Annotated in this window: 21 protein-coding genes; 9 read left to right on the top strand and 12 right to left on the bottom strand. The window is 71.7% G+C overall.

The window, feature by feature from the left end:
* Nucleotides 1-5 precede the first annotated feature (5 nt).
* The 9 genes from ACGFRG_RS02230 to ACGFRG_RS02190 form a co-directional block, all read right to left on the bottom strand.
* Complete coding sequence (locus ACGFRG_RS02230; RefSeq protein ID WP_361417184.1) at nt 6-764, bottom strand: glucose 1-dehydrogenase; 759 nt, start codon at nt 762-764, stop codon at nt 6-8.
* Nucleotides 761-1147 (bottom strand): holo-ACP synthase, encoded by a 387-nt coding sequence (locus ACGFRG_RS02225; RefSeq protein ID WP_393260467.1) that lies wholly within the window; start codon nt 1145-1147, stop codon nt 761-763. The genes ACGFRG_RS02230 and ACGFRG_RS02225 overlap by 4 nt, the downstream gene beginning before the upstream one ends.
* Nucleotides 1144-3639, bottom strand: coding sequence for a beta-ketoacyl-[acyl-carrier-protein] synthase family protein (locus ACGFRG_RS02220; RefSeq protein ID WP_393260464.1), 2496 nt, complete (start codon nt 3637-3639; stop codon nt 1144-1146). The genes ACGFRG_RS02225 and ACGFRG_RS02220 overlap by 4 nt, the downstream gene beginning before the upstream one ends.
* Before the next feature lie 74 nt (nt 3640-3713).
* Nucleotides 3714-4712 (bottom strand): glycine cleavage T C-terminal barrel domain-containing protein, encoded by a 999-nt coding sequence (locus tag ACGFRG_RS02215; protein ID WP_361417175.1) that lies wholly within the window; start codon nt 4710-4712, stop codon nt 3714-3716.
* 121 nt (nt 4713-4833) lie between these two features.
* Entirely contained in the window at nt 4834-5325 is a 492-nt protein-coding gene (fabZ, locus tag ACGFRG_RS02210; protein ID WP_393260461.1) for a 3-hydroxyacyl-ACP dehydratase FabZ, read from the bottom strand.
* Nucleotides 5322-5609, bottom strand: a complete 288-nt coding sequence (locus tag ACGFRG_RS02205) for a phosphopantetheine-binding protein (protein ID WP_361417169.1) — start codon at nt 5607-5609, stop codon at nt 5322-5324. The genes fabZ and ACGFRG_RS02205 overlap by 4 nt, the downstream gene beginning before the upstream one ends.
* 52 nt (nt 5610-5661) lie before the next feature.
* Nucleotides 5662-6408 carry a 3-oxoacyl-ACP reductase family protein gene (locus ACGFRG_RS02200; protein WP_361417166.1) on the bottom strand — a complete coding sequence of 249 codons (747 nt, stop codon included), beginning with the start codon at nt 6406-6408 and terminating at the stop codon, nt 5662-5664.
* The gene (locus ACGFRG_RS02195; protein ID WP_393260457.1) at nt 6405-7403 is read right to left on the bottom strand and encodes an ACP S-malonyltransferase; all 999 of its coding nucleotides are present in this window, start codon (nt 7401-7403) and stop codon (nt 6405-6407) included. The genes ACGFRG_RS02200 and ACGFRG_RS02195 overlap by 4 nt, the downstream gene beginning before the upstream one ends.
* Nucleotides 7400-7888 (bottom strand): 4'-phosphopantetheinyl transferase superfamily protein, encoded by a 489-nt coding sequence (locus ACGFRG_RS02190; RefSeq protein WP_393260455.1) that lies wholly within the window; start codon nt 7886-7888, stop codon nt 7400-7402. Before ACGFRG_RS02190 ends, ACGFRG_RS02195 begins: the two co-directional genes overlap by 4 nt.
* A 390-nt stretch (nt 7889-8278) precedes the next feature.
* Between ACGFRG_RS02190 and ACGFRG_RS02185 the strand changes: the two genes are divergently transcribed.
* The 8 genes from ACGFRG_RS02185 to ACGFRG_RS02150 all read left to right on the top strand — a co-directional run bounded on the left by ACGFRG_RS02185 (nt 8279) and on the right by ACGFRG_RS02150 (nt 18904).
* Nucleotides 8279-8743: a thioesterase family protein gene (locus ACGFRG_RS02185; protein WP_361417157.1), complete on the top strand. Its 465-nt coding sequence runs from the start codon at nt 8279-8281 to the stop codon at nt 8741-8743.
* Nucleotides 8744-8834: 91 nt separating this feature from the next.
* A complete protein-coding gene (locus ACGFRG_RS02180; RefSeq protein ID WP_393260452.1) occupies nt 8835-10235 on the top strand; it encodes an FAD-binding oxidoreductase in 1401 nt (466 codons plus the stop codon).
* Nucleotides 10232-11713, top strand: a complete 1482-nt coding sequence (locus tag ACGFRG_RS02175) for a flavin-containing monooxygenase (RefSeq protein ID WP_393260449.1) — start codon at nt 10232-10234, stop codon at nt 11711-11713. The genes ACGFRG_RS02180 and ACGFRG_RS02175 overlap by 4 nt, the downstream gene beginning before the upstream one ends.
* 71 nt (nt 11714-11784) lie before the next feature.
* The gene (locus ACGFRG_RS02170) at nt 11785-12744 is read left to right on the top strand and encodes an alpha/beta hydrolase (protein WP_393260446.1); all 960 of its coding nucleotides are present in this window, start codon (nt 11785-11787) and stop codon (nt 12742-12744) included.
* Nucleotides 12741-14168, top strand: coding sequence for an aldehyde dehydrogenase family protein (locus tag ACGFRG_RS02165; protein WP_393260443.1), 1428 nt, complete (start codon nt 12741-12743; stop codon nt 14166-14168). Before ACGFRG_RS02170 ends, ACGFRG_RS02165 begins: the two co-directional genes overlap by 4 nt.
* A 38-nt stretch (nt 14169-14206) precedes the next feature.
* Complete coding sequence (gene panD / locus ACGFRG_RS02160) at nt 14207-14626, top strand: aspartate 1-decarboxylase (protein ID WP_361417142.1); 420 nt, start codon at nt 14207-14209, stop codon at nt 14624-14626.
* A gap of 80 nt (nt 14627-14706) precedes the next feature.
* Nucleotides 14707-16554, top strand: coding sequence for an asparagine synthase (glutamine-hydrolyzing) (gene asnB / locus ACGFRG_RS02155; protein WP_393260440.1), 1848 nt, complete (start codon nt 14707-14709; stop codon nt 16552-16554).
* Nucleotides 16555-16735: 181 nt separating this feature from the next.
* Complete coding sequence (locus ACGFRG_RS02150) at nt 16736-18904, top strand: MMPL family transporter (RefSeq protein WP_393260437.1); 2169 nt, start codon at nt 16736-16738, stop codon at nt 18902-18904.
* A 73-nt stretch (nt 18905-18977) separates the two neighbouring features.
* Here the strand turns inward: ACGFRG_RS02150 and ACGFRG_RS02145 are convergent, their stop codons facing one another.
* The 3 genes from ACGFRG_RS02145 to ACGFRG_RS02135 form a co-directional block, all read right to left on the bottom strand.
* Nucleotides 18978-20837 (bottom strand): AMP-dependent synthetase/ligase, encoded by a 1860-nt coding sequence (locus ACGFRG_RS02145; RefSeq protein WP_393260808.1) that lies wholly within the window; start codon nt 20835-20837, stop codon nt 18978-18980.
* Nucleotides 20838-20848: 11 nt separating this feature from the next.
* On the bottom strand, nt 20849-21475 hold the full coding sequence (locus ACGFRG_RS02140; RefSeq protein ID WP_361417133.1) for a winged helix-turn-helix domain-containing protein: 627 nt from the start codon (nt 21473-21475) through the stop codon (nt 20849-20851).
* 172 nt (nt 21476-21647) lie between these two features.
* A complete protein-coding gene (locus tag ACGFRG_RS02135; protein WP_361417130.1) occupies nt 21648-23039 on the bottom strand; it encodes a hypothetical protein in 1392 nt (463 codons plus the stop codon).
* 773 nt (nt 23040-23812) lie between these two features.
* Between ACGFRG_RS02135 and ACGFRG_RS02130 the strand changes: the two genes are divergently transcribed.
* Nucleotides 23813-24811, top strand: coding sequence for a phospholipase (locus tag ACGFRG_RS02130; protein WP_393260433.1), 999 nt, complete (start codon nt 23813-23815; stop codon nt 24809-24811).
* Nucleotides 24812-24851: the final 40 nt, after the last annotated feature.

Genomic DNA, 24851 nt, shown 5'->3' with positions numbered 1-24851 from the left:
GGGCATCACAGGGCCGTGAAGCCGCCGTCGACGACGAGCTCCGCGCCGGTGACGAACGAGGCGGTGGTGTCGGCCAGGAACCGTACGGCGTCGGCCACTTCCTGCGGCTCGGCGAGACGGGGCAGCGGGGTGCGGGCGGTGACGCTGTTGATGAACTCCTGGGGTGCGGCCGCCGTCATCGGGGTCGCCACCATGCCGGGCGAGACGGCGTTGACGCGGATGGCCGAGGGAGCCAGCTCGACGGCCGCGGCCCGGGTCATGGCCCCGACCGCGCCCTTGGCGGCGTGGTAGGCGAAGGAGGCGCCCGAGCCGACCAGACCGTAGATGGAACTCACATTGATGATGGCGCCGCCCCCGGCCGCCCGCAGGCAGGGCGCGGCGGCCCGCATCCCCAGCCAGACCCCGCGCTGACAGGTGTCGACCACCCGGTCCCACTCGGCCGGGGAACAGCTCTCCAGGCCGTGGATGCCCAGGGTTCCGGCGTTGTTGACGAGGATGTCGAGATGGCCGAAGCGGCGGCGGGTGAACCGGGTGATGCGCTGCCAGGAGACCGGGTCGGTGACATCGAGGGGATGGCCGACCGCGTGGCCCGCGCCCGGCCGTCGGTTGAACTCGGCCGCCGCGGCCCGGCAGGCGTCGCCGTCGAGGTCCGAGACCACCACGCCCATGCCCTGGTCGAGGAGCGTACGGCTGACGGCTCGGCCGATGCCGCCGAGGGCCCCGGTGACCAGCGCCACGCGGGGCCCCGGGCGGGCGGCGCTCATCGCGGCGCTCCTTCGGCCGGCCACCAGGCCAGGGCCGCCGCGTGACCGCGCGCGTGGGTGAGCGAGATACGCGGGACCGGCAGGCCGCGCGCCGCCGCCCAGTCGGCGAGGGCGCCGCGCAGATGCAGGGTGGGAGCGCCGCCCGCGCGGCGCCGGATCTCCATGTCCTGCCAGGGGGGAGGGCCCGGCCAGCCGAGAAGTTGGGCCGCGGCTTCCTTGGCCGTCCGGCGGACGAGCAGATGCTCCTCGGCACGGGCCAGGCCCAGGGCGTAGGCACGCTCGCCCTCGGTCAGCCACCACGACCACCGCTCGTCGTGGCGGTCGGGCGCCTGGTGCGGTTCGGCGATCCGCGCAACAGTGGGTGCCATGGTCGAGGTCGTCATGCCGCCTCCCCGGCCGTCGTGATCTGCTCGGACGCCTCGTCGGCGGTCCAGGGCGCGAGGACCAGGGAGGCGTAGGTGCCGCCCCAGTTGGCCGCCGTCAGGACACAGGCCCGGCCCGGCTGCGTCGAGGGAGCCAGATAGCCGTCGACGCCGTCGAGGAACCGTTCCGGCGCCGGGATCTGCGGGCTCCATCCGGTGCGCAGGGTCTCCGTGGCGCACACGGCCGCCATCAGCGCGGAGGTGCTGGGCACATGTCCGGTGTACGGGCTGAGGTTGGCCAGCCGGACGCTGCCCGGCTCCCACACCTGGGCGACTGCGGCCGCTTCGGCCCGGTCGAGGGCGGCGCTGCCGCGTGCGTCGCCGAAGACCGTACCGATGGCCGAGGCAGGCATCCCGGCGTCGGCCAGGGCGCGGCGGAAGCTCTCGGCCCAGGCGTCGCCCGACGGGTCGTTGCCCGCGATGCGGTAGCCGTCGCTGGTGAGGGCATGGCCCTTGACCTCGGCCAGGATCGTGGCGCCACGGGCCAGGGCGTGCTCCAGGGACTCCACCACGAGGGCGGTGCTCCCGGCGCCGAGTACGGCTCCGGTGGGTGAGGCGCTGTAGGGGCGCGGGGCGTCCTCGGCCAGCAGGCCGACCCGGTCGAAGCCGTAGTGCAGCAGCGGGGTGAGTTCGTCCGCACTGACCGCGAGCATCACGTCGGCCTCGCCGCGCCGGATGAGGTCGGCGGCGTAACCGAGTCCGCTCAGGCCCGCCGCGCAGCCCGTGGCGAGCGTGGACAGCGGGCCGCGCAGCTGGAGGGCGAGACAGGCGTGGCCGGCCGCGGCGTTCATCACCGAGTTGGGGAAGAGTCGGGGGTTGACGCGGTGGGGGCCCTTGGTGCCGATGGTCTCGCTGAGCTGCTCCACGGTCTCCACCGGGCCGCTGAACGTCCCGAACACCATGCCGATACGGTCCGAGGCGGCCTTGGTGATCCGCAGTCCGGCGTCGTCCAGGGCGAGACGGCTGGCGGCCAGGGTCAGCAGTCCGATCTGGTCGAGCCGGCGCGCGTACGCCCGGTCCACATGGCGGCGGCAGTCCGCCGTGTCGACCTCGGCCGCCAGCTTGGTGCGCGAACGGCTCAGGTCGGTGAGGCGGGCCGGGCCCACTCCCGTACGGCCTTCCTTGAGGGCGTCGAGGAAGGTGCGGCGTCCGCTGCCGATCGAGGTGACCGGGCCCGCTCCGGTGATCACGACGCGGCCTTCGGCCCGCTCGTGCGACGGGCTCGGGCGGCGCCCCAGGACCAGGGAGCAGTTGTTGCCGCCGAACGCGAAGGAGTTGGAGACCACCACGTTCAGGTCCTGCGGCCGGGACCGGTTGGGGACGATGTCGCGGCCGAGCTCGACGCTCTCGTCCACGTTCACCGTCGGGGGCAGCACGCCGTCGCGCAGCGCCATCACACAGGCGGCCGCCTCCATCGCCCCCGCTGCCCCCAGCATGTGGCCTACCTGGGACTTGGTGCTGCTCATCGGGGCGGCGGGCAGCCCCGCGAACAGGGCGTCCACGGCCTTGGTCTCGGCGCTGTCGTTGGTCGGTGTGCCGGTGCCGTGCCCGTTGACGTAGTCGACCTGGGCCGGGCCGAGCGCGGCCTGGGCCAGACCCGCGCGCATCGCGCGGTTGGCTCCGGCTCCGGCCGGGTCGGGGGCGGTGGCGTGGTAGGCGTCACTGGTGAGCGCGTAGCCCAGCACATAGCTGAGGATGTCCGCGCCGCGCCGGCGGGCGAACGACTCCGACTCCAGGACCAGGATCGCCGCGCCCTCGCCCAGGTTGAGGCCGGTGCTGCGCGAATACGGGGCGCAGGGCTCGGAGTCGAGCGCGTTGAGGCTGTCGAAGCCCGCGAGGGAGAGGATGTCCAGGACGTCCACCCCACCGGCGATCATGACGTCGGCGCGGCCCTCCCGGATCGCGTCGGCGGCGAAACCGATCGAGTTGGACCCGGCGGCACAGGCGTTGGAGATCACCACCTTGGGGCCCTTGAACTGGAACGCGATGCTCAGGGCGTCGGCCGAGGTGTAGAGCGGGTAGTTGTAGAGCAGGTCCGCGCGGGGTTCCTCGGCGCCCTCGCGCAGCAGCTCCCAGTGGAAGCGCTCACCGCGGTCCAGGCCGCCGACCGAGGTGCCGACGGCGACACCCATGCGGTACGGGTCCTCGCCCTCCATCGGCAGCCCGGCGGCCGCGACGGCTTCCTCCGCGGCGGTCAGGGCCAGCGAGGTGGCGCGGTCCACCCGGCCGCGCAGCCGGGGATGGGAGGAGGCCACCTCGGCGACCTCTCCCGCGTACCGGCAGCTGAGCGTCGACACATCGAGCCGCCGGGTGGGGGCGATGCCGCTGTCTCCCGCGCGGATCGCGCGCCACACCTGCCGGGCGCCGTCGCCCAGCGCGCAGCTCAGCCCTATGCCGGTGATGGCAACGCCTTCCAGGCGGCGGTCGCCGAGGCTCACGTCTTCGAGGCTCATGTTCTTCTCCTAACGACGATGGCCCGGGGGCCGGAGCGGGGGCGGGGCGGGCGGTGCCCGCCCCGCGTGGCCGGTCAGTCCAGCGCGATGTCGAGGCTGGTGGCGGTGAGGAAGGGAGCGGACACGGTACGGACCGGGGAGTCGGCCGGGGCGAGGGCGAACTCCTGGCCGGAGGCGGCTACTTCCGCCTCGACCTGGCCGGTGCCGATGATCCGCCCCAGGCGCGGCGAGAAGACGGCGTGCGTGACGGCGCCCACCGTCGCGTCGCTCACGGTCAGTTCCGTGCCCGGCGCGGGGGGCTCGGTCAGCTGCTCGTCGGCGACCCAGCACACCGGGCGGCGCGGCTGTCCGCTCGCGCCCGCGGGCTCCTTGCCCGGCTCGATCATCCACTGGAGGCCGAGGTCGAACGCGGTGGCGCGCTCGCCCGGAGCCTCGTGCTCGACGCTGGCGAAGCGCACCTCCATGCGGCAGATGTCGACCGCCTCCTTGCCGCACTCCACCGCCCCCAGGGAAAGCAGCTCGGCGCGCAGTGCCTGCCCGGCACCGGCCGGGGCGAAGAACTTGTATCCGTACTCGCCGGTCACCCCGCTGCGCGAGACGACCACCGGGCGGCCCTCGTGCTCGACCGAGACGAAGCTGCGGTAGCCCATGGAGGCCACCGGGAAGGGGAGGTATTTCTGGGCGATGCGGAACGAGGCGGGGCCTTCCACGGCGAGCACGTCGTAGCCGGCGCGCACGTCCTCGACGGTGGCGTCGGGGCTGCGGCTGCCGTGCGCGAGCAGGTGCTCGGTGGCCTCCTCGGCCTGGGCCGGCCAGATCTCCACGAGGTAGTGCGTGGCGTGGCAGTGGACGAGGACCTCGGAGATGAGCGTGCCGTCCTCGCGCAGCAGCAGGGCGGGCATGCTCTGGCCCTCCAGCAGGAACTCCACGCTGCGGGTGGCCACTTGGCCGAGGAAGTCGGTGGCGCCGGCGCCGGAGACCCGTACCAGGCCGATGTCGGCGTAGTCGAGCAGTCCGGTCGCCTCGCGCAGCACGGTGTACTCGTCATGGGGGTTGGTGTAAGCGGTCTTCATGGGTGCTCCCGAGGGGATGGGTGGGACACGAGGGGTGGCTCAACCGGCATGTAGATATGCGGGTGTTGAGGCTGTGCGTATGTACGTGTGTACGTGTGCGGTGCCGAGGCGGCGGCCAGGGTCAGGACTCGCGTTCGGTGACGGTCAGCCGGACGGTGAGCACGGTGTCCCGGCCGACCGACGCCTGGCCGGTCACCGAGATGAGGCCGCCGAGGCGGGGTCCGCTGTGCAGGCGGAAAAGCACCTGGTCACCGGGGACGACCGGCTTGAGGAACTTGGCCTGACGGATCTCGGCGAGATAGCCGACCCGGTCGGCGACGTCGGCGACCACCTCGCCGGTGGCGCGCAGGGCGCCCGCCGTGCCGTACACGACGGCGGCGAGCTGGGCGACGCACTCCACAAGCAGCACGCCCGGGTAGATCATGCGGCCCGGGAAGTGGCCGGCCAGGACGGCGTCGGACGAGGTGATGTTCTTGATCGCCTCGGCACTGACGCCGGGCTCCAGCGCGGTGACCCGGTCCAGGAGGAAGAACGGGTGGCGGTGCGGCAGCAGCCGGGCGATGTCGTCGGCGCCGAGCACCGCGTCGGGCGCCGGGGTGGGGAGCGTGCTCATGCCTGGTCCGCCTGGATGTGGTCGAGCAGCCGGTTCAGGGAGAGCAGGCTGTGGGTGTCGTCGTCGGTGATCACGACGCCGAAGGTGTCCTCGACGGCCATCGCGAGTTCGAGGGTGTCGATGGAGTCGAGCTCAAGTCCGCGGCCGAACAGCGGCTGGTCGTCGCCGATCATCGCCGGGTCGACGTCCAGCGCGAGCCGGTCCACCAGCAGCGTCTTGACGTCATGGGCCAGCTCCTGCCGGCGGGCGGCACGGGTGGTGGCTTCTTCCAGGGACATGACCATGGGTTGCTCCTTGTACGGGGGAGGGGAAGGGGGAGAGGGAGGTAGGGGTGGCTCAGCTGATGAGGCCGCCGTCGACGACGAGCGAGGTGCCGGTGATGTACGCCGCGGCGTCACTGAGCAGGAACCGCACGGCGGAACTGACTTCCTCGGGGCGGCCGATGCGCCCGAGCGGGACGCCGCGCAGGCTCTCTTCCAGGCGTTCGGCGGGCATCTGCCGCGTCATCGCGGTGTCGACGAACCCGGGCACCACGGCGTTGACGCGCACGCCGTAGCCGCCGAGCTCCTTGGCCATGGCCTTGACCATGGCCAGTGCCCCGGCCTTGGAGGCGGCGTAGTTGGCCTGGCCCGGGGGCGGGTTGAGGGCGCTGGTGGAGCCGACGGTGACGATGGCTCCGCTCCGCCGGCTCGCCATCATCCGGCCGGCCGCGCGACAGCACAGGAACGCCCCGGTCAGATTGGTCTCGATGACCTTGTTCCACTTGGCGTCGCCCATCATCACGGCGTAGCCGTCCTGGGTGACCCCGGCGTTGTTCACCAACAGGTCGAGCCGTCCGTGGTGTTGGCGCAGATGGCGGAACATACGGTCGACGTCCTCGGGCCGGGCGATGTCACCCTGGAGGAGTTCGGCGTCCGGCCGTACGGCCCGCACGGTGTGCAGGGCCTTCTGTGCCTGGTCGGGGTTGCTCCGGTGGTTGAGGACGACGGTGGCGCCGGCGCGGGCCAGGTCCGTCGCGACGGCGAGCCCGATGCCCTTGGTGGCGCCGGTGACCAGCGCGACCCGTCCTTCGAATTCGCTCACGTGCTTCCCTTCGTCGCTGCGGTGATCAGAGCGGGGCGCTCTTCGGAGGGCGGTGTGCCGGGGGAGGGAGTCGAGGAGGTGGCGCGCAGGGCGTCGTGCACGCCCAGGTGGCGTGCGTCGCGGACCATCTCCCGGCCGAGGCCGGTCAGCACCCGCCCGGGACCGGCCTCGACGAAGACGTCGACGCCATGGGCGTGCAGGCTGCTGACGGTCCGTCGCCAGTGCACCGGGCGCAGCATCTGCCACAGCAGCTCGTCGCGGTACTCCTGGAGGTCGTCGACGAGACGGCCGGTGGTGCTGGAGACGAGCGGGACGCGCGGGGTGTCGAGCCGGACCGCGGCGAGTTTGGTCGCCAGGGCGGGCAGCGCCGGTGCCATCAGGGGCGAGTGGTAGGCGCCGCCCACCGAGAGCTGGCGGGCCCGCAGCGCCCCGGCTTCGCGGGCCTGCTCGATGACCCTGTGTACGGCGTCGGTGGTTCCCGAGACGACCGTCTGGCGCGGGGAGTTCACATTGGCCACCATCACCAGGCCGGTGTCGTCGCAGGCGAGGCGGCACAGGTTGCGCACCAGGTCGAGCGGCAGACCCACGACGGCCGCCATGGCACCGGCGGTCCGGCGCGCCGCCTCGCGCATGGCGCGTCCCCGGCAGGAGACGAGTTCGAGCGCGGTGTCCAGGTCGAGGCTTCCCGAGGCGTACAGGGCGGTGAACTCGCCCAGGCTGTGCCCGGCCACGCAGGACGGCTGCCAGCCCCGTCGGCGCAGCCGCGCCAGGGCCGCCGCCGACCAGGTGAAGACCAGGACCTGGGCGACCTCCGGGTCGGCGAGCCGCTGCGCGTCGGCCGTCGTCATGAGCTGGGCGACCGGCAGCCCGGTCACCTGCTCGGCGCGGGCCACCAGCGCCTCGCCCTCGGCGCCGAACTGGTGCAACTCCCGTCCCATGCCGGGGAATTGACTGCCCTGGCCGGGGAAGACGAAGGCGGCGCGCTCGCCGGTCATGAGGACTCGCCGTCCCGGTCGGCGCCCGCTCGGTCGGTGCGGGGGCGGTTGGTGCGGGGGTGGGCGGCGGCCCAGGCGGCGGCCATGTCGTCGCCCAGCTCGTGCGCGCCGCCGACCATCTCCACGTCGTGGCGGGCCGCCCAGTGGCCGAGCTCACCGTGCAGACGTACGGGCCAGGGCTGCTCGCCGGGGGCGATCTCGACCTGGATGTCCTTGAGGCAGGCGCCCGGCGGCAGTCCGCCGACGGCCTTGACCACCCCCTCCTTCACGCCGAAGGCGCGGCCCAGCGTGCGCTCGGGGGAGGTGGCCCCGTCGGCGGCGGTGTGCCGCGCGGCGGTGCGTTCGGCCTCGCTGAACACGCGCTGCAGGAGTTCACCCTTGGTCCGGGCGACCGCCAGGTCCCAGCGGCACAGGTCGACGAGATCGATACCCGCTGAATGGACAGCTGAGGGCATCGCGGTACGAAGCATCTCTGACTTTTCCATCGGAAAATCCTGTCGCTGCACGATAAACGGTGAACGATGAATGGTGAATGCGTATACGAACTGTTTCGCATTCCGTTTCCGAGATCGAAGTTAGGTTCCGGCGCGCGCCGCTGTCAATGCGAATGAAAGGTTTGCGAAGGCTCTGACCTGCGGTGAAAGCAGTCTTTTGGTGAGGTGTAACACCTGCAAGAAACGTGAAAGATTTGGCTGCTCAGCGTGGCTCCGGAAAGCCCGCAGTGACGCTCTCGTTTTCGTGGTTGACGCACTGGCGCGGACCTGATTAATGTGCAATTGCCGCTGCGGATCCACTGTCCGCACTCCGGTGCTCGTCGAGGAACCCGTATTTCTCCGAGCCCATCTTTCCGACCCCCGAAGACGAAATGAGGCAGCATGCCGCGCTGGGTTGAATCGGTCTCCGGAATCGAAGGCTGGAACCACATCGAAACGTCCGCCCGGGTCCGCTGGGGCGAGTGCGACGTGCAGGGACACGCCTACTACGCCAGCTACGTGCCCTGGTTCGACCTGGGTCGGGAGGCCTTCGCGCTGGCCGTCGGAGTCGACTTCTGGAACTACACGATCACCACGACGAACTTCCGCGCGCGCTTCCACGAGCCCGCGAAGTATCTGGAGGACCTGACCATCAGGACCTGGGCGATCACCCCGCGCCGGCATCTGGAGTGCTACTACGAGATCTACCGCACCAACGGCGGGCGGCTCCTGGCGGAGGCCCACTCGGTGCACTCGCTGGTCGACCCCGCCACCGGCCGTCTCATGCGCGCGACCGACGAACTCCACGACAAGTTCGAGGAGTTCATCGCGCGCCGGCGCGCCGAGGCGGCCGAGTCCCGCAGCTGAGCAGTTCCGGCCCGGTGGCCCCGCACCACCCGGCCCTCCTTTCGCACTCTTCGGAACGTTCGAGACGCCGACAGCCCCCAGGAGGCAAGGCATGAATTCCCCGGCCTTTGAGCAGCTGCGTGCCGCGCTGCAAGGAGAACTGATCACCCCGCAGGATCCCGAGTACGACGTGCGGCGCAAGGTCTTCAACGCGATGATCGACCGCAGGCCCGCGGCCATCGCCCGCTGCCGGGGCACCGCCGATGTCGTGGCGGCGCTGGCCTTCGCCCGCGAGCAGGGTCTCGCCGTCGGCGTGCGCGGCGGCGGCCACAGCATCGCCGGTCACGGCACCTGCGACGGCGGGCTCCTGATCGACATGTCGCTGATGCGCGGGGTCCGTGTCGACCCGGTGCGCCGCACCGTGCGCGTCGAGGCGGGCGCCACCCTGGGCGATGTGGACCGCGAGACCCAGCTGCACGGTCTCGCCGTGCCCAGCGGTCAGGTGTCCGAGACCGGCATCGCGGGTCTCACACTCAGCGGCGGCATGGGCATGCTCCAGAGGAAGTACGGCCTGACCTGCGACAATCTGCTGTCCGTCGACATGGTCACGGTGAGCGGCGAGTTGGTGGTCGCCGACGCCGGGAACAACCCGGAGCTGTTCTGGGCGCTGCGCGGCGGCGGCGGGAACTTCGGCGTGGTCACCTCGTTCGAGTTCCAGGCACACCCCGTGGGCCCGATGATGCTGGCCGGCATCGTCGCCTACCCGGTGGAAGAGGCGCCCGCGGTCCTGGAGTTCCTGCACGAGCAGATCGCCGACACCCCCGACGAACTCAGCACCGATGTGGTGTTCCTCCGGGTGCCCTCGCTGGAGTTCTTCCCCGCCGAGCACGCCGGACGACCGGTCGTCGCCTTCTTCCTGCGCTACGCGGGCGCCGTCGACGACGGCTGGGCGGCCGTCGAGCGGTTCCGTACGTTCGGTGATCCGCTGGTCGACATGATCGCGCCCATGCCGCTCGTCGATGTGCAGTCGATGCTCGACCCGGCCAACCCGCGCGACCACCAGCAGTACTGGACCAGCGAGTTCCTGCCGGAGTTCGGTCCCGCCGAGCGGGCGACGGTCGCCCGCATCGGCGCGGATCTGCCGTCCGCCGAAACGGTGATGCAGGTCATCCCGTTCGACGCCGCCCCCACCCGCGTCGCCGCCGACGCCACGGCCTTCGCCCACCGCGAGGAGAGCTGGCTGATCCACATCGTCGGCCAGTGGGCCGACCCGGCGGACAACGAACGGTGCCGGTCCTGGGTCCGCCAGGCGGGCGCGGACCTGCGGGCCTTCGGCACCGGGGCGGCCTACTTGAACCTGGTCAGCGAGGACGACGCCGATATGCGGGTCAACGCCTTCTGGAACGACGCCCGCCTGCGGCGCCTGGCCCGGGTCAAGGCCCAGTACGACCCCGACAACCTGCTGCGCTTCAACCACAACATCCCGCCCGCGCGGGCCGGGGAAGACCGATGAGTGCCGCCCGCGCCACCCGGCCGGACCAGCGGCGTGTGCGGGTGGCGATCGTGGGGGCCGGGTTCGGCGGGATCGGTATGGCCATCGCCCTCAAGCGGGCGGGCCACGACGACTTCGTCGTCCTCGACAAGGCGCCCGAGATCGGCGGAGTGTGGCGGGACAACACCTACCCCGGCGCGGCCTGCGACATCCCCTCCGCGCTGTACTCCTACTCGTTCGCCCCGCGCTACCGCTGGTCACGGCGGTACGCACCGCAGCCGGAGATCCTCGACTACCTGCGCTCCTGTGTCCGGGCCCACCGGGTGGAGCCGCATCTGCGCCTGGGCCAGGAGGTCGTCGACGCCGCCTTCGACGAGGACCGCGCGCTGTGGTGCCTGCGCACCGCGGCGGGGCGCACCGTCGAGGCGGAGGTGTTCATCGCCGCCTGCGGCCAGTTGAGCCGGCCCGCCGTCCCCGCCATCCGTGGCGCGGACGCGTTCGCCGGACGGTCCTTCCACTCCTCGCGGTGGGACCACGAGCACGATCTCACCGGCCGCCGCGTCGCGGTGATCGGTACGGGGGCGAGCGCCCTGCAGATCGTGCCCGCCATCGCCGAACAGGTGGGTCACCTCACGGTCTTCCAGCGCTCGGCGCCGCACGTCGTGCCCAAGTGGGACCGGAACTTCCCGCCGCGGCCCCAGGGCGCCCTGCGCCAGAAGGCCGCACGGCTCGGCTGGTGGCTCTTCAACGAGTCGCTGGTCAGCGGACTCACCCGCCGCTGGCCGACGATCGCGCTGACGCGCCGGGGCTGCGAGGCGCAACTGCGCACCCTCTCCGACCCGCTGCTGCGACAGAGACTCACCCCCACCACCGAGATCGGCTGCAAGCGCGTCGGCATCTCCAGCAGTTACTACCCGGCCCTGGAACGCCCCGACGTCACCCTCGTCACCGAGCCGATCGCCGAGATCACCGCCGACGCGATCCATACCGAGGACGGCACACGGCACACCGTCGACACCATCGTGTACGCGACCGGGTTCGCCACCACCGAGTTCCTGAGCTCGCTGCGGGTACGGGGGCGGGACGGGGTCGAGCTGTCCCAGGTGTGGCGCGAGGGAGCACACGCGTATCTGGGCATGGCCGTCCCGTACTTCCCCAACATGTTCCTCGTCTACGGGCCGCACACCAACATCGGCGCCGGATCCGCCGTCTACATGATCGAGAGTCAGATCCGGTACATCCGCGCCGCGATCGACGAACTCCGTTGTGGCAGACGGCAGTTCCTCGAAGTGCGGCCCGAGGCGGCACAGGACTTCGACGCCGAGATGACCCGGCGCACCCGGCGCTCGGTCTGGGCGACCTGCACCAGCTGGTACCGCCACGCCTCGGGACGCGTCACCAACAACTGGCCCGGCCAGACGCTGGAATACCGCCGCCGGACCGCCCGGCTCGACCTGGCCCACTACAGGCCCGCCGTGCCGCGCCCGCGTCGCCCATGACCTTCCGCGCCCCTCCCATCGGGCAATCGCCGAGGCGCGAGCCCGCCGGTCCCCTCACCGCAAGGAGCACCATGGCTCTGCATCCCGACTCGCACCGCATCCTGCAATCCCTGCGCGAGCAGAACTTCCCCCCGCTGGAGAGCGTCGGCATCCCTCGCCTGCGCGTGCTGATGGGCCAACTGCGCCAGGCGCAGGGTGAGCCGGAACCGGTGGCCCGCGTCATCGAGACCCAGGTGCCCGGCGAGGCGGGCATGCTCCCGGTCCGTGTCTACCAGCCCGAGCCGCGACCGGGCCCGCGCCCCCTGCTGGTGTTCTTCCACGGCGGCGGCTGGGTCGCGGGCGGCATCGAACTGGTCGACCTGCCGCTGCGCAGGCTGGCCAACGCGACCGGGGCGGTCGTCGCGAGCGTCGGCTACCGCCTCGCGCCCGAGACCCAGTTCCCCGGCCCGCTCCACGACGCGTACGCGGCCGTGTGCGCGCTCGCGGACCGGGCCGCCGAACTCGGCGCCGATCCGCACGCGCTGATCGTGGCGGGGGAGAGCGCCGGGGGAAACCTGGCCGCGGCCGTCTGCCGGATGGCCGCCGCCGACGACGACGGCCCCGAGATCTCGCTGCACATTCTCATCTGTCCCCCCTTGGCTCCGGCCCGGCACTCCCCGTACGCCTCCTACCGCGAGAACGCGGACGGCTACCTCAACACCCGTGCGGCGATGGAGTACTTCTGGGACCAGTACCTGCCCGACCCGCTCACCGCGGCGAACCCCCTGGCCGCGCCGCTGCTGGCGTCCGAGTTCTCCGGCCTGCCGCCCGTCCTCGTCCTCACCGCGGGCAACGACCCGCTGCGCGACGAGGGAGAGGCGTACGCGCGGTGCCTGCGCGGGGCCGGTGTGCCGTCGACGGTGCGCCGGATGGAAGGGGCGCTCCACGTCTTCTTCCTGCTCCCTCACCTCACCGCCTTCGAAACCGCCCTGCACGACATCGAGCGTGCTGTCGCGGCCAGTTCCCCCCTGCCCGAAGGATCATCGGCATGAACCACGAGCACGTACGCGACCACATATACGTCGACGGGGCCTGGATCCCCTCCCATGGCTCCCGCACCATCGACGTGGTCGACCCGACCACCGAGCAGCCGATCGGCCGTGTTCCTGACGGCACCCCCAAGGACGTGGACGCGGCGGTGCGCGCGGCACGGCGCGCCTTCCCCGACTGGTCGCGCACCCCGGCCGAGACCCGCGCCCGCTACCTGCGCGAGGTGGCCGACGGTCTCGAACGCCGGGCCCCGGAACTCGCCGCGCTGATCGCCCGCGAGGTGGGCACCCCCATCGCGTTCGCCCGCATGGCCCAGGTCGGCCTGGCCGTGCTCACCTTCCGTACGGCCGCCGAGGTCGGCGGCTCGTACTCATACGAGCGCCGCGAGGCCAACTCGCTGATCGTGCGCGAGGGCGTCGGCGTGGTGGGTGCGATCACCCCCTGGAACTACCCCCTCCACCAGGCGGCGGCGAAGGTCGCCTACGCGCTCGCGGCAGGCAGCACTGTGGTGCTCAAGCCCAGCGAGGTGGCACCGCTGAGCGCGTGGGTGCTGGCCGAGGCCATCGACGAGGCCGGGGTTCCCGCCGGTGTCTTCAACCTCGTGAGCGGCACCGGGCCGGTGGTGGGCGAGGCGATCGCGGGCCATCGGGACGTCGACCTGGTCTCGTTCACCGGTTCCACCGCGGTGGGCAGGCGGATCAGCAAGGTCGCCGCCGACACCGTCAAACGTGTCACGCTCGAACTGGGCGGCAAGAGCCCCACGGTCCTGCTCGCCGACGCCGACCCGGCCGCCGTCGTCCCGCGCGCCGTGGCGGGGGCCTTCCTCAACAACGGCCAGACCTGCTGCGCGCTCACCCGCCTGCTCGTGCCCCGCGCTCTGAAGCACCGGGTCGAGCGGATGGCGAAGGCGGCGGCCGAGGCCACGGTCATCGGAGACCCGTCGCAGCCCACGACCCAGCTCGGGCCGCTGGTCTCGCACACCCAGCGCGAGCGCGTCCGGGGCCATGTCGAGCACGCCGTGGAGCAGGGCGCCACGCTCCTGTGCGGCGGGACGCAACCGCCCGAGGGGCTGTCACACGGCTACTTCGTCCGCCCCACCGTCCTGACCGACGTCACCCCCGCCATGGACGTGCACCACGACGAGGTGTTCGGTCCGGTGCTGGTGATCGAGGCGTACGACGACGAGGACCACGCCGTACGCCTGGCCAACGACACCGACTACGGGCTGGCCGCCGCCGTCTGGTCCGCCGACCCGGCCCGCGCCCTGGCGGTGGCCCGGCGGATCCGGGCCGGACAAGTCGAGGTGAACGGCGCCCCCTTCAACCCCCGGGCCCCCTTCGGGGGCTACGGGCAGTCCGGGAACGGCCGCGAGCACGGAGTGTTCGGCCTGGAGGAGTTCCTGGAAACCAAGTCCATCCAACTCTGACCACCCTCATCCCCACCCGACACAGACAGGACGAACCCATGTACCGCACCATGCTCACTTCCAAGATCCACCGTGCCACCGTCACCCAGGCCGACCTCCACTACGTCGGCTCGCTCACCCTGTGCGCCGACCTCATGGACGCCGCCGGACTGCTGCCGGGCGAGAAGATCGACATCGTCGACATCAACAACGGCAACCGGCTCTCCACGTACATCATCGAAGGCCCGCGCGGATCCGGCGTCGTCGGCATCAACGGGGCCGCCGCACGGCTGATCAGCCCCGGGGACCTGGTCATCATCATCAGCTACGGCATGGTCCAGGACCAGGAGGCCGCGCGCGTCCAGCCCAAGGTCGTCTTCGTCGACGCCGACAACAAGGTGGTCTCCCTGGGGGCCGACCCGGCCGAGGCCACGGCCGACGGCACGACCGTTCGCGGCGACCACGTCTTCGTCGACTAGCACCTGACCCCGCAGCCGGGCACCTGACCACGGCACACCAGCTCGGCCAGGTGCCCGGCCCCCACATTCGGAGTTGAACCATGTGCGGAATCACCGGCTGGGTGTCGTACGACGGCGACCTCACCGCCCGGCGCCAGCTACTGGACCGGATGACCACCACGATGGCCCCGCGCGGCCCGGACGCCCACGGCACCTGGAGCGACCGGCACGCCGCGCTGGGCCACCGCCGCCTGTCCATCATCGACCTCGAAGGCGGCACCCAGCCCATGACCGCGCCCACCGCGCACGGTCCCGTGGTGCTCACCTACAGCGGCGAGGTCTACAACTTCAAGGAGCTGCGCGCCGAACTGCGCTGCCGGGGCCACCGGTTCAGCACGGCCAGCGACACCGAGGTGGTGCTGCGCGCCTACCTCGAATGGGGCGAGCACCTGGTCGACCACCTCGTCGGCATGTACGCCTTCGGCCTGTGGGACAGCCGCACCGAAACACTCCTGCTGGTACGCGACCGCCTCGGCGTCAAACCCCTCTACTACCAACTGACCGCTGACGGCGTGCTGTTCGCGTCCGAACCCAAGGCCATTCTGGCCCACCCCGACGTCACTCCCACCGTCGGCCTCGACGGCCTGCGGGAGATCATGCTCGGGGTCAAGACGCCCGGGACCGCCATCTGGCAGGGCATGCGCGAACTTCCCCCGGGCCGCCTCGCCGTCCTCGACCGGTCGGGCCTGCGCGAGCGGACGTACTGGAGTCTGACGGCGGCCCCGCACACCGACGACCGGGCGCGGACCACCCTCCACCTGCGCAGCCTTCTCGAAGACGCGGTGCGCGAGCAGCTGGTCGCCGACGTGCCGCGGTGCACACTTCTCTCCGGAGGGCTCGACTCCAGCGCGATCGCGGGACTCGCCGCCGCCGAACTCGCCCACGGCGGTGAATCCCTGCGCTCCTTCTCGGTCGACTTCGTCGGCCACAGCGAGCACTTCGCGCCCGACGGCCACAATGTGAGCCCCGACTCCGACTACGCCCAGGCCGTCGCCGACCACCTCGGCGCCCGCCACACCAACCTGGTCCTGGACCCGGCCGCACTGGCCGACCCGGAGGTGCGCCGCGCGTGCGTGGCCGCCCGCGACCTGCCCATCGGCCGCGGCGACATGGACCACTCCCTGCTGCTCCTGTTCCAGGCGGTCCGTCGGCACTCCACCGTCGCGCTGTCCGGGGAGGGCGCGGACGAGATGTTCGGCGGCTACTGGTGGTTCCACGACCCGGACCTGCGGGCCGGCGCGGGCTTCCCCTGGCTGACGGCGGCCACCGGACAGGTCGTCCAGGAACGCCGCTTCCTCGCCCCGGACGTACAAGAGGCCCTGGACATACCGGAGTTCGCCGCGCAACGCTATCGCGACGCGCTCGCCGAGGCCCCCACCGTCGACGGCGAGGACGCGGCACAGCGCCGGGCCCGGGAGCTGCTGTATCTGCATCTGACCCGCAGCCTGGGCGGCATGCTCGACCGCAAGGACCGGCTCAGCATGGCCGCCGGACTGGAGGTGCGGGTGCCGTTCTGTGACCACCGCATCGCCGAGTACGCCTACAACCTCCCCTGGAGCCTGCACACCTTCGACGGCCGGGAGAAGAGCATCCTGCGCGCGGCCACCGGCCACGTCGTCCCCGAGCTGGTGCGGCGCCGCACCAAGAGCCCGTACCCCATGACCCAGGGCGCCGGTTATCTCGCGGCCCTCCAGGAACAGGCGCGCGAGATCCTGGACCAAGCGCACGCGCCCGTCTTCGAGTTGTTCGACCGGCGGGTCGCCCACCGGCTGGCGCATGCCCCATGGGACGCGTCGGGCAACGGCGCCGGGCAGCGCCTGGCACTGGAGAAGCTGCTCGACCTGCACGTCTGGTGCGACCTGTACCGACCGCGTCTCGTGACGTGCTGAAACGCCGGGCCCGAGGGGGCCCGTGCTGAAGCGCAGGGCCCCGGCGGGCCCACCACCCGATCACCGGCCCCCACGCCGAGGAGTCAGCGTGTCCCGAACCCCCCACCCCACCACCACGACCACGCCGCCCGACAGCGCCCGACCGGCGGGCCGCTCCCTGCTCGCGGCGCTGGGGCGACTAATGGTCCGCCGACGCGTGCCCGTACTGCTCGCCGTGCTGCTCGCCACGGCGGTCGCCGTCCCCTTCACCGCAGGCGCGGCGAACCGGCTGTCCACCGGCGGGTTCGCCGACCCGGCGGCGGAGTCCACGAAGGCCGAGCACCTGCTGGCCGAACGCTTCGGCGCGGGCGCGCCCCAGCTGGTACTCCTCGCGCGGACGACGGGATCGATCGACGGTCCCCAGGCCGTGACCGCCGGAAAGGACCTCGCCCGCGAGCTCGCCCGGCAACCAGGTGTGGAGTCGGCCGTGTCGTACTGGACGGCCCCGCAAGAGTCGGCTTCCGCTCTGAAGGGCCGCGACGGGCACTCCGCGCTGGTGCTCCTGCGCCTGGGCGGCGACGACAACCGCGTACACACCACCGCGACGCGACTGGTTCCCCGCTTCACCGGCCCGCACGGGGCGCTGTCCCTGTCGGCCACCGGGCCCGCGCAGGTCGGGGCGGAGATCCAGGAGCACAGCCAGCGGGATCTGACGCGCGCCGAGGCGTATGTGGCCCCGCTCATCCTGATCGTCCTGGTCCTCGTCTTCGGCAGTGCGGTGGCCGCCGGACTGCCGCTGCTCATCGGGGGGTTCGCCATCCTGGGCGCGTTCCTCGTGCTGCGGGTCCTGTCGTCGGTCACACCGGTGTCCGTCTTCTCGATCAACATCACCACGGCGCTCGGACTCGGCCTGGCGATCGACTACAGCCTGTTCATCGGCACCCGCTACCGGGAGGAGATCACGCGCGGCCTCAGCACCGTCGAGGCGGTGGCGCTGAGTATGCGCACGGCCGGGCGGACGGTGCTGTTCTCCGCGCTGACCGTGGCCCTGTCCCTGTCGGCCCTGCTCGTCTTCCCGCTGTACTTCCTGCGCTCGTTCGCCTACGCGGGCATCGCGGTGGTGGTGTTCGCCGCCTTCGCGGCCTTGGTGGTGCTGCCCGCGATGCTGGGCCTGCTTGGACCGCGCATCGACGCACTGGATGTACGGCGGCTGTGGCGGCGGCGCGAGCGACGCGGCGCCTCCGGCGGCTTCTGGCGGCCCCTCGCCGCCGGTGTCATGCGTCGGCCCGTGCTGTGCACCGTCGGTGTGGTCACTTTGCTGGTCGCGCTCGGCCTGCCGTTCGCGCGGGTGTCCTTCGGGCTGGTCGACGACCGCGCCCTGCCCGCCGACGCGCCCGCGCACCGCACCGCCCAGTTCCTGCGCGAGGAGTTCACCGGCCGGGAGGCCTCCGCCCTTTCCGTGGTGCTGCCCCACGTCGGCTCCGGGAGCCGGGAGCAGGTCGGCGCCTATGCGGCCGACTTGTCGACGCTTCCGGGTGTGGCCCGGGTGGACACCGTCACCGGCTCCTACACCGCCGGGCGGCACGTCCAGGCAGCCTCTTCGGCCTCTTCGGCCTCCTTCGCGACGGACACCGCCACCCGGCTGTCGGTGGTGTCGTCCGTCGAGCCGTACTCGTCCGCCGGTGCGACGTTGGTCCAGCGGCTGCGGGCGCACAGCGCACCGGGCGAGGTCCTGGTCGGCGGCGACGCCGCCGTGCTGACCGACACCCGCGCTGCGCTCGCCGACCGGCTGCCCGAGGCGGCACTGATCATCGGCGGTGCGACGCTGGTGCTGCTGTTCCTGTTCACCGGCAGCGTGCTGATCCCGCTCAAGGCCGTGCTGCTCAACCTCCTGAGCCTGACCGCGACGTTCGGCGCCATGGTGTACGTCTTCCAGGAAGGCCATCTCAGCTGGCTGGTGGGCGAGTTCACGGTGACCGGCATGGTGGATGTCACCATGCCGGTGCTGATGTTCTGCGTCGCCTTCGGGCTGTCCATGGACTACGAGGTCTTCCTGCTCTCACGGATCAAGGAGGCGTACACGCAGACTGGCGACAACACCCTGGCCGTCGCCACCGGACTGGCCCGCACCGGCCGTCTGATCAGCGCCGCGTCCGTGCTGGTCGCGCTGCCCATGATCGCCCTGGCGACCTCGGGGATCACCTTCCTGAAGCTGCTCGGGGTGGGTCTGGCACTGGCGGTGCTGATGGACGCCACACTCGTACGGGGTGTGCTCGTGCCGGCCGTGATGCGGCTCGCGGGGCGGGCCAACTGGTGGGCGCCGCCGGTGCTGCGCCGCCTGTACGCCAGGGTGGGTGTCAAGGAGGAGTGACAGAGAGATCCCTGAAACCCCTCGCTGCCCGCACTCAAGGAGTGCGGGCAGCGGGCGTTTTCAGCGTTGGTCGTCAGTCGTAAAGGGACTCGAACAGGTCGCGGAACCGGGTGTGCACGACCGGGCGGGCGACCTTGAGGGACACGGTCAGTTCACCGGCGTCGGCGCTGAGGTCCCGGTCGAGCACATGGAAGGCACGGGCGCGGAAATACTCCTGGAGGCCGCCGTTGGCGCGCTCCACCGCGTCCCGTATCTCGTCCAGCAGCTCCGGTGAGCGGACGAGTGCGGGCACGTCGGTCGGCAGCCCCCGGGCCGACGCCCAGTCGGCGGCCTGGCGGGCGTCGAGCGTGATCAGGGCGACGAGGTGGGGGCGGGCTTCGCCGTAGAGCACGGCCTGGGAGATCAACGGGTGGGCGCGAAGCTCCCGTTCGAAGGGGTGCGGTGTGACGGCCATCCCGTTGGAGAGCTGGACGAGCTCCTTTTTGCGGCCGGTGAGGTGGAGGTATCCCTCGGCGTCGATCGCGCCGAGATCGCCCGTGTGGAGCCAGCCGTCACGAACGGTGCCGAACTCGCCCTCGTCGTAACCCCAGTAGCCGTGGAAGACGTTGGCGCCCTTGATCAGCACCTCGCCGTCGTCGGCGATCGCGACCTCGACGCCGGGGAGGGGTCTGCCGACCGTGCCGATGCGGTTGTCGTCGGGGGTGTTGGAGGTGGCGGCGGCCGCCGTCTCGGTCATGCCGTAGCACTCCACCAGGGGCAGGCCGCATCCCACGAAGAACGTCAGGATGTCCCGCGAGACCGGTGCGCCCGAGACCGTGGCGCGCCGCAGGTTTCCGCCGAAGCGCTCGCGCACCTCGGCGAACAGGGTCCTGTCGGTACGCTCGAACCACTCCTGGAGGTCGTCCGGAACGGGTTGCCCGGCGGCCCGCAGTTCGCGTACGCGCAACCCGGTGCGGGCGGCGTCGAGCAGCTGCGGGTGCCGCTCGGCCGGATGGGCCGCCAGGACGGCGCGGTAGATGTTCTCCAGGGCCAGCGGGACGAGCGGGACGATGCTGGGCCGGGCGGCCTGCAACTCCGCCGCCATCTCGTCGGCCGAGCCGCCCTGGAACCAGCTGAGGGTGTAGCCGGACCACCAGGTGAGCAGCTGCATCAGCAGCGCGATGGTGTGCGGGCCGGTGACGACGAAGATGGTGCCGTTGCTCGCGTCCGGCGAGGCCAGCGGGGACCGTGGGGGTGAGGGGTGGGCCGCCAGGACGGCCACGTAGTTGCCGTGCGAGAGCGCACAGCCCTTCTTCGGGCCCGTGGTGCCCGATGTGTAGATGATGACCAGGAGGTCGTCGGGTCGGACCGAGGCGCGGCGCCGGGCCAGGGCGGCGGGTGTCACGGCGTGCTCTCCCGCGGCGCGGAGCCGGGCAAGAGTGAGCGGCGGGTCGTCGCGCCCGGCCACCTCGTCCATCACCAGCACCTGGCGCAGCCCGGGGATCCGGGGGCGCGCGGCTTCCACCTTGGCCAGTTGATCGGCGTCCTCGCAGATGACGGCCTTGGCGTCGCAGTCGTTGAGGACGTGGGCGATCTCCTCCGGCACGGTGGTGGGGAGCAGGGACACCAGCACCAGGCCCGAGGAGGCGGCGGCGAGCAGCAAAAGGGTCCACTCCGGGCGCAGCCGGCTCTGTACGGCGATCCGGTCACCGGGTGCGAGACCGAGAGCCATCAGCCCGCGGGCGATCTCGTCCGCGGCGGTGTGCGCTTCGGCGAAGGTGAGGTGGTGGAGGGTTCCGTCGGGTTCCCGCCATCTCAGGGCCGGGGCCTGCGGCCACTGGTCGGCGGCCCGCTCGGTGAGATGGGCGAGGGTGGGGGAGTGCGGTGTGTTCGGGCTCGCGGTCGCGCTCGGCTTCGGGCCCGGGTGCGGCTTCGGCGTCTGGTTCGCGGACATGGGCACGGACTTCACCTCCAGGTCCCGGGCACGGCGGGCCGTCCGGCGGTGGTGTCGTGCTGCGTGTCCAGCATGTATCCCTTGCTCCACACCGTCTTGATCACCAGACCCAGCGGGGCGAGACGTCGGCGGACGCGCAGGATGCGTACGTCCAGGGCGTTGCGGCGGTGCTCCTCGGTCGTCGGCCACATCTGGGCCATCAGGTCCTCCCGGCTGACGATTCCCCGGTACTCGGAGAGCAGCAGCCTGACCAGGTCCGCTTCGCCCGGGGCGAGAGGCACGCTCTGGCCGCCGAAGTGCACGATGCCGTGGCGGTCGAGCACCGGATCGCGGGGAGCGGCCCGGAGCTGGAGGGCGGCCTGGCGGGCCTGGAGGTCCTGGGGGTCGGCCGGAGTACGGATCCAGTCCTCCAGTTCGTCGACGCAGCGCGGCGGCGGGGTGGCCGCCTCCACGAGCAGCAGCCGGGGTACCCCGTCGGCGCGGCACTGGTCGAGCTGACCGGCCTGCTCGGGCCAGCGCAGGATGCGGACGGTACCGGGGGCGGGGCGGCGCCAGGGGGTACCCGCGTGTGCCGGGCCGGAGTGGGGGGCGTGGGGAGGGCGAGCGGTGGGCTGGGGCAGGGTGAGCGGGAGAGTCACGGTTGCCTTCCTTGGGGTGACGTGCCCGGCGTTCCGTGAGGGCGTGGGAGGCAGTGGCCCATCGGACGGTGGAACGACCGGGCGGACATCGCAGCGCACTCCCCACACAATCCGTTCACGGTCCTGAATACCAGAGCGGACGGTGTGCTTGAGGTGTGCCTTCGCCGCGAGCTCAGGGTGCGGTCAGGAGTGTGCTGTCGCCGAGCGTGTGGAAGTACTGCTGGACGGCGGGAACATGGAGGTGTGCCCGCAGGTCGCCGTGGAGTGCTTTGAGGCAGGCGGAGACGGTGGAGGTCGGTGACGCGGCCAGAAACCGGGCGGTCTGTGCGGCGAACCGGAGAGCGTGTTCCACCGCGCCCAGGGCGAGATGGGCGCGTCCGAGGTGTACGTGGGCGAGGGCGCGTTCGCGTTCGGTGAGGGACGACGCGGTGCGGCCGGCGGCGTGGAGCGGTGCCAGCTGATCGAGGGCCGGCTGATGCAGCCCGCAGTGCACGAGCCCGATACCGATGAGATTCTCCAGGGAATCGCGGGTCAACCAATCGGTGAACAACGGATGTACGTCGGGCGACGTCTCGGCGTGCGCCGTGCGGGCGTCCTCGAAGTGGCGCAGCGCGTCCTCGGGTCGGCCGTGGAGCGCGTACGCAGTGCCCTGGGCGACCCGGACCAGCGCCGTCAGACGTGAACCGGGAGCGACACGGGTCCGGCAGACATCGTCGGCCGGTGCGAGAAGAGCCAGCCCCTGCGCCGGATGGCCGGTGCTCATCTGCTGCTCGGCCAGCAACACCAAGGCCCACAAGCCCAGTTCGAGGTCTCCGCCCAGCGCGCTGATCCGCAGGGCGGCGGCGTAGGAGTCCTGTGCCCTGAGATGGTCACCGAGTTCGTACGCGAGCCAGCCACTGAGGCAGGCGGCGTTGGCGGCGGCCGACAGCAACAGGCGTGCCTGCGCGGGCCCGTAGCCCGCCGTGTGGATCAGATCGCACACGAGGCGCAGCTCACTGTCCGCGAGGATACGAGTCGTCGACGCGCCCTCCTTGAGATACAGCGTACGGATCTGCCGATGGCGGGCGTCGAGTGCCGCCACCGTGGCCGGGTCCAACGGCGAGCCGGGCCGGGTCGGGATCGGCTGCGGCGCGACGGTCTGCTCCTGCCATCGCATGGCCAGCTGTTCGAGCGTCGTCTCGCAGGTGAGGAACGCGCGATGGTCGCCGCCGTGGGGGTGGGTGAGGGCGCGCAGGGAGCTCAGCGCGTCGTCGGCGCTCCAGGGCGCGTGCAGGTGCGCGGTCGCGTCGGAGGCCAGGTGCAGCCAGTGCGGCCAGCCGAGGCGCAGCACATCGGCGCGGACGACGCCGTGGAGGTGGGCGATCGTGAGCTGAGCGGTGAGTTCCGGGGTCACCCGCCCCGATTCCCAGCGGGCGACCTTCTCCCGTCGGTCCGCCATGCTGCCGAAGCCGAGCTCGGCGTGTGTACGGGCGACGAGCCGGGCGTAGTCGGCGTGCGACAGGCCGTCGCGCTTGCGCAGCTGGGCGAGCGGGTGGGCGGGGGAGGTTTTGGGGGTGCGGGGCATGGTGGGGGCACCTCGTGCGTGGGGGCGGGGGTGGGCCGGGAGGGGGGGAGGATGTCCCCGGGCTCAGCTCTCGGGGTCCGGCGTCGACCGAGGGGTGCGGCGGTCGGCGCGGACGAGCGACCAGGCGAGGCGGCGCAGGCGTTGCTGCCATGTCGCGGGCCGTGTGCGCCGTACGGCGGCGCGTATCCGATACGTACGCCATCGCCACCTGTGCGCCGACGGTGCGGCGGCGAGCGGTGCGGATGCGCAGAGTGTCGGTGTGAGTGCTGTGCGTGGCGGTGCGGGCGAAGCCGGGGTGGTCGGCAGGGCGCTCATCGCGTGGGGGTTTCCGTTCCTGTTCCGGGGACGTCGGTTGTCCGGGGAGGTGGGAGGCGGGGGCATTCCGGACGGGTCATCCGGGCTCAACCAGATTCGCTTCCCGGGGGTGCCGCCCGGACCCGCTCGCCGTCTGCACCACCCCCCGCTGATCGGCGGGGCCGCACACATCCCCGCTCCCTCCGCCCGGCGGCACGGGGCAGGTGGCGAGGCGAGGCCGTAGCTGTTACTCGTCAGTACGGCCGGGTGTGGCGTACGGGGTGCCCGGGGCTGTACCCCCGCCCCTGTGCGATCAGGAGCGTTCCAGTCCGGCGTTCCATGCCATTTACATCTGACCTGGTCACAGACCGCTTTCGCGTTCCAGCGTCCCGAAGCGTCGGGTTTCCCTGGCTGGCGGGCAGCCGTAACCCGCAAGATCGGACGGTCCAACGACATGCCGATATGAAGGAGCACCTTTCTTGACCACTCACTTACGACATGGCATCCATGGCATCGGCTCGCGGATGGTGGTGGCGCTGGTGGCGGCCCTGTGCGGGCTCGTCGGTGTCACCGCACTCGGTACGACCCGTGCGGCGGCCGCCGATCAGCGCCAGGCGATCTACGCCATCGCGCACCGCGTCGACACCCTGAACGGCGTGGACGCCGCGATCAAGCACGGCGCCAACGGCATCGAGATCGACGTGTGCGCCTGGTGGAACCCGAACGAATGGCGCGCTTACCACGACTGTTCCTCGGCCGGTGACAACCGGCTCGGCCCCAGCTTCGACAGCATGATCGACCGCATCGTCTCGCACGCCAACGCGGGGCGCCGGCTGGCGCTGGTCTGGCTGGACATCAAGGACCCGAACTACTGCGGCGAAGCACCGAACCGCGGGTGCAGCGTCGCCGGACTGCGCGACAAGGCGCAGCGGTTGACGGCCGCCGGGATCCAGGTGCTCTACGGTTTCTACGAGTACCACGGCGGCAGCACCCCGGACGTCGGCGGCCGGGGCTGGCAGAGTCTGGAAGGCAGGCTCGGCCGTCTGGAGGGCATCACGACGACCGGAACCCGCGACCAGGCCCAGGCCGCCTTCAACCGCTCCGGTTCCGGGTTCCCGGCCGGTCACCGGGCGATGGACTACGGCGACTCCGACATCACCAAGGGGTTCGGCAACTGCACCGAAGCCACCTGGAACACCTGCGCCGAACTGAAGAAGGGCGCCTCGGACCGCGCCGCCGGAAAGCTCGCGGCCACGCTGTCCTGGACGACTACGTACAACGACCCCTGGTACGTCGACAAGCTGCTCGGCGACGCCCGGGTGGACGGCATCATCGCGGGCTACGGCGCCTTCACCGGAGTGCGCGAGTACGACGACAGCTGGCAGTGCGCCAACGCGATCAACCTCGTCCGCGACTGGGTCGGCCACCACAGCGGCACCCACCGCATGGCCACCAGCGGCGACCGCCTCTTCAGGTAGCCGAAAACCCAGGGGCGCCGCGCTCCGCCACGGCCCTCCC

Origin of the sequence: Streptomyces sp. NPDC048696 (assembly GCF_043198895.1) — a bacterium.
Classification (GTDB): Bacteria; Actinomycetota; Actinomycetes; order Streptomycetales; family Streptomycetaceae; genus Streptomyces.
The sequence above is the reverse complement of the archived record's forward strand: the minus strand, read 5'-3'. Positions and strand labels throughout refer to the sequence as shown.

Bases quoted from the DNA above. Each gene is read 5' to 3' on its own strand.
- ACGFRG_RS02230 (WP_361417184.1), bottom strand. From the start codon at position 764: ATGAGCGCCGCCCGCCCGGGGCCCCGCGTGGCGCTGGTCACCGGGGCC.
- ACGFRG_RS02225 (WP_393260467.1), bottom strand. From the start codon at position 1,147: ATGACGACCTCGACCATGGCACCCACTGTTGCGCGGATCGCCGAACCG.
- ACGFRG_RS02220 (WP_393260464.1), bottom strand. From the start codon at position 3,639: ATGAGCCTCGAAGACGTGAGCCTCGGCGACCGCCGCCTGGAAGGCGTT.
- ACGFRG_RS02215 (WP_361417175.1), bottom strand. From the start codon at position 4,712: ATGAAGACCGCTTACACCAACCCCCATGACGAGTACACCGTGCTGCGC.
- fabZ (WP_393260461.1), bottom strand. From the start codon at position 5,325: ATGAGCACGCTCCCCACCCCGGCGCCCGACGCGGTGCTCGGCGCCGAC.
- ACGFRG_RS02205 (WP_361417169.1), bottom strand. From the start codon at position 5,609: ATGGTCATGTCCCTGGAAGAAGCCACCACCCGTGCCGCCCGCCGGCAG.
- ACGFRG_RS02195 (WP_393260457.1), bottom strand. From the start codon at position 7,403: ATGACCGGCGAGCGCGCCGCCTTCGTCTTCCCCGGCCAGGGCAGTCAA.
- ACGFRG_RS02190 (WP_393260455.1), bottom strand. From the start codon at position 7,888: ATGGAAAAGTCAGAGATGCTTCGTACCGCGATGCCCTCAGCTGTCCAT.
- ACGFRG_RS02185 (WP_361417157.1), top strand. From the start codon at position 8,279: ATGCCGCGCTGGGTTGAATCGGTCTCCGGAATCGAAGGCTGGAACCAC.
- ACGFRG_RS02180 (WP_393260452.1), top strand. From the start codon at position 8,835: ATGAATTCCCCGGCCTTTGAGCAGCTGCGTGCCGCGCTGCAAGGAGAA.
- ACGFRG_RS02175 (WP_393260449.1), top strand. From the start codon at position 10,232: ATGAGTGCCGCCCGCGCCACCCGGCCGGACCAGCGGCGTGTGCGGGTG.
- ACGFRG_RS02170 (WP_393260446.1), top strand. From the start codon at position 11,785: ATGGCTCTGCATCCCGACTCGCACCGCATCCTGCAATCCCTGCGCGAG.
- ACGFRG_RS02165 (WP_393260443.1), top strand. From the start codon at position 12,741: ATGAACCACGAGCACGTACGCGACCACATATACGTCGACGGGGCCTGG.
- panD (WP_361417142.1), top strand. From the start codon at position 14,207: ATGTACCGCACCATGCTCACTTCCAAGATCCACCGTGCCACCGTCACC.
- asnB (WP_393260440.1), top strand. From the start codon at position 14,707: ATGTGCGGAATCACCGGCTGGGTGTCGTACGACGGCGACCTCACCGCC.
- ACGFRG_RS02150 (WP_393260437.1), top strand. From the start codon at position 16,736: ATGGTCCGCCGACGCGTGCCCGTACTGCTCGCCGTGCTGCTCGCCACG.
- ACGFRG_RS02145 (WP_393260808.1), bottom strand. From the start codon at position 20,837: ATGTCCGCGAACCAGACGCCGAAGCCGCACCCGGGCCCGAAGCCGAGC.
- ACGFRG_RS02135 (WP_361417130.1), bottom strand. From the start codon at position 23,039: ATGCCCCGCACCCCCAAAACCTCCCCCGCCCACCCGCTCGCCCAGCTG.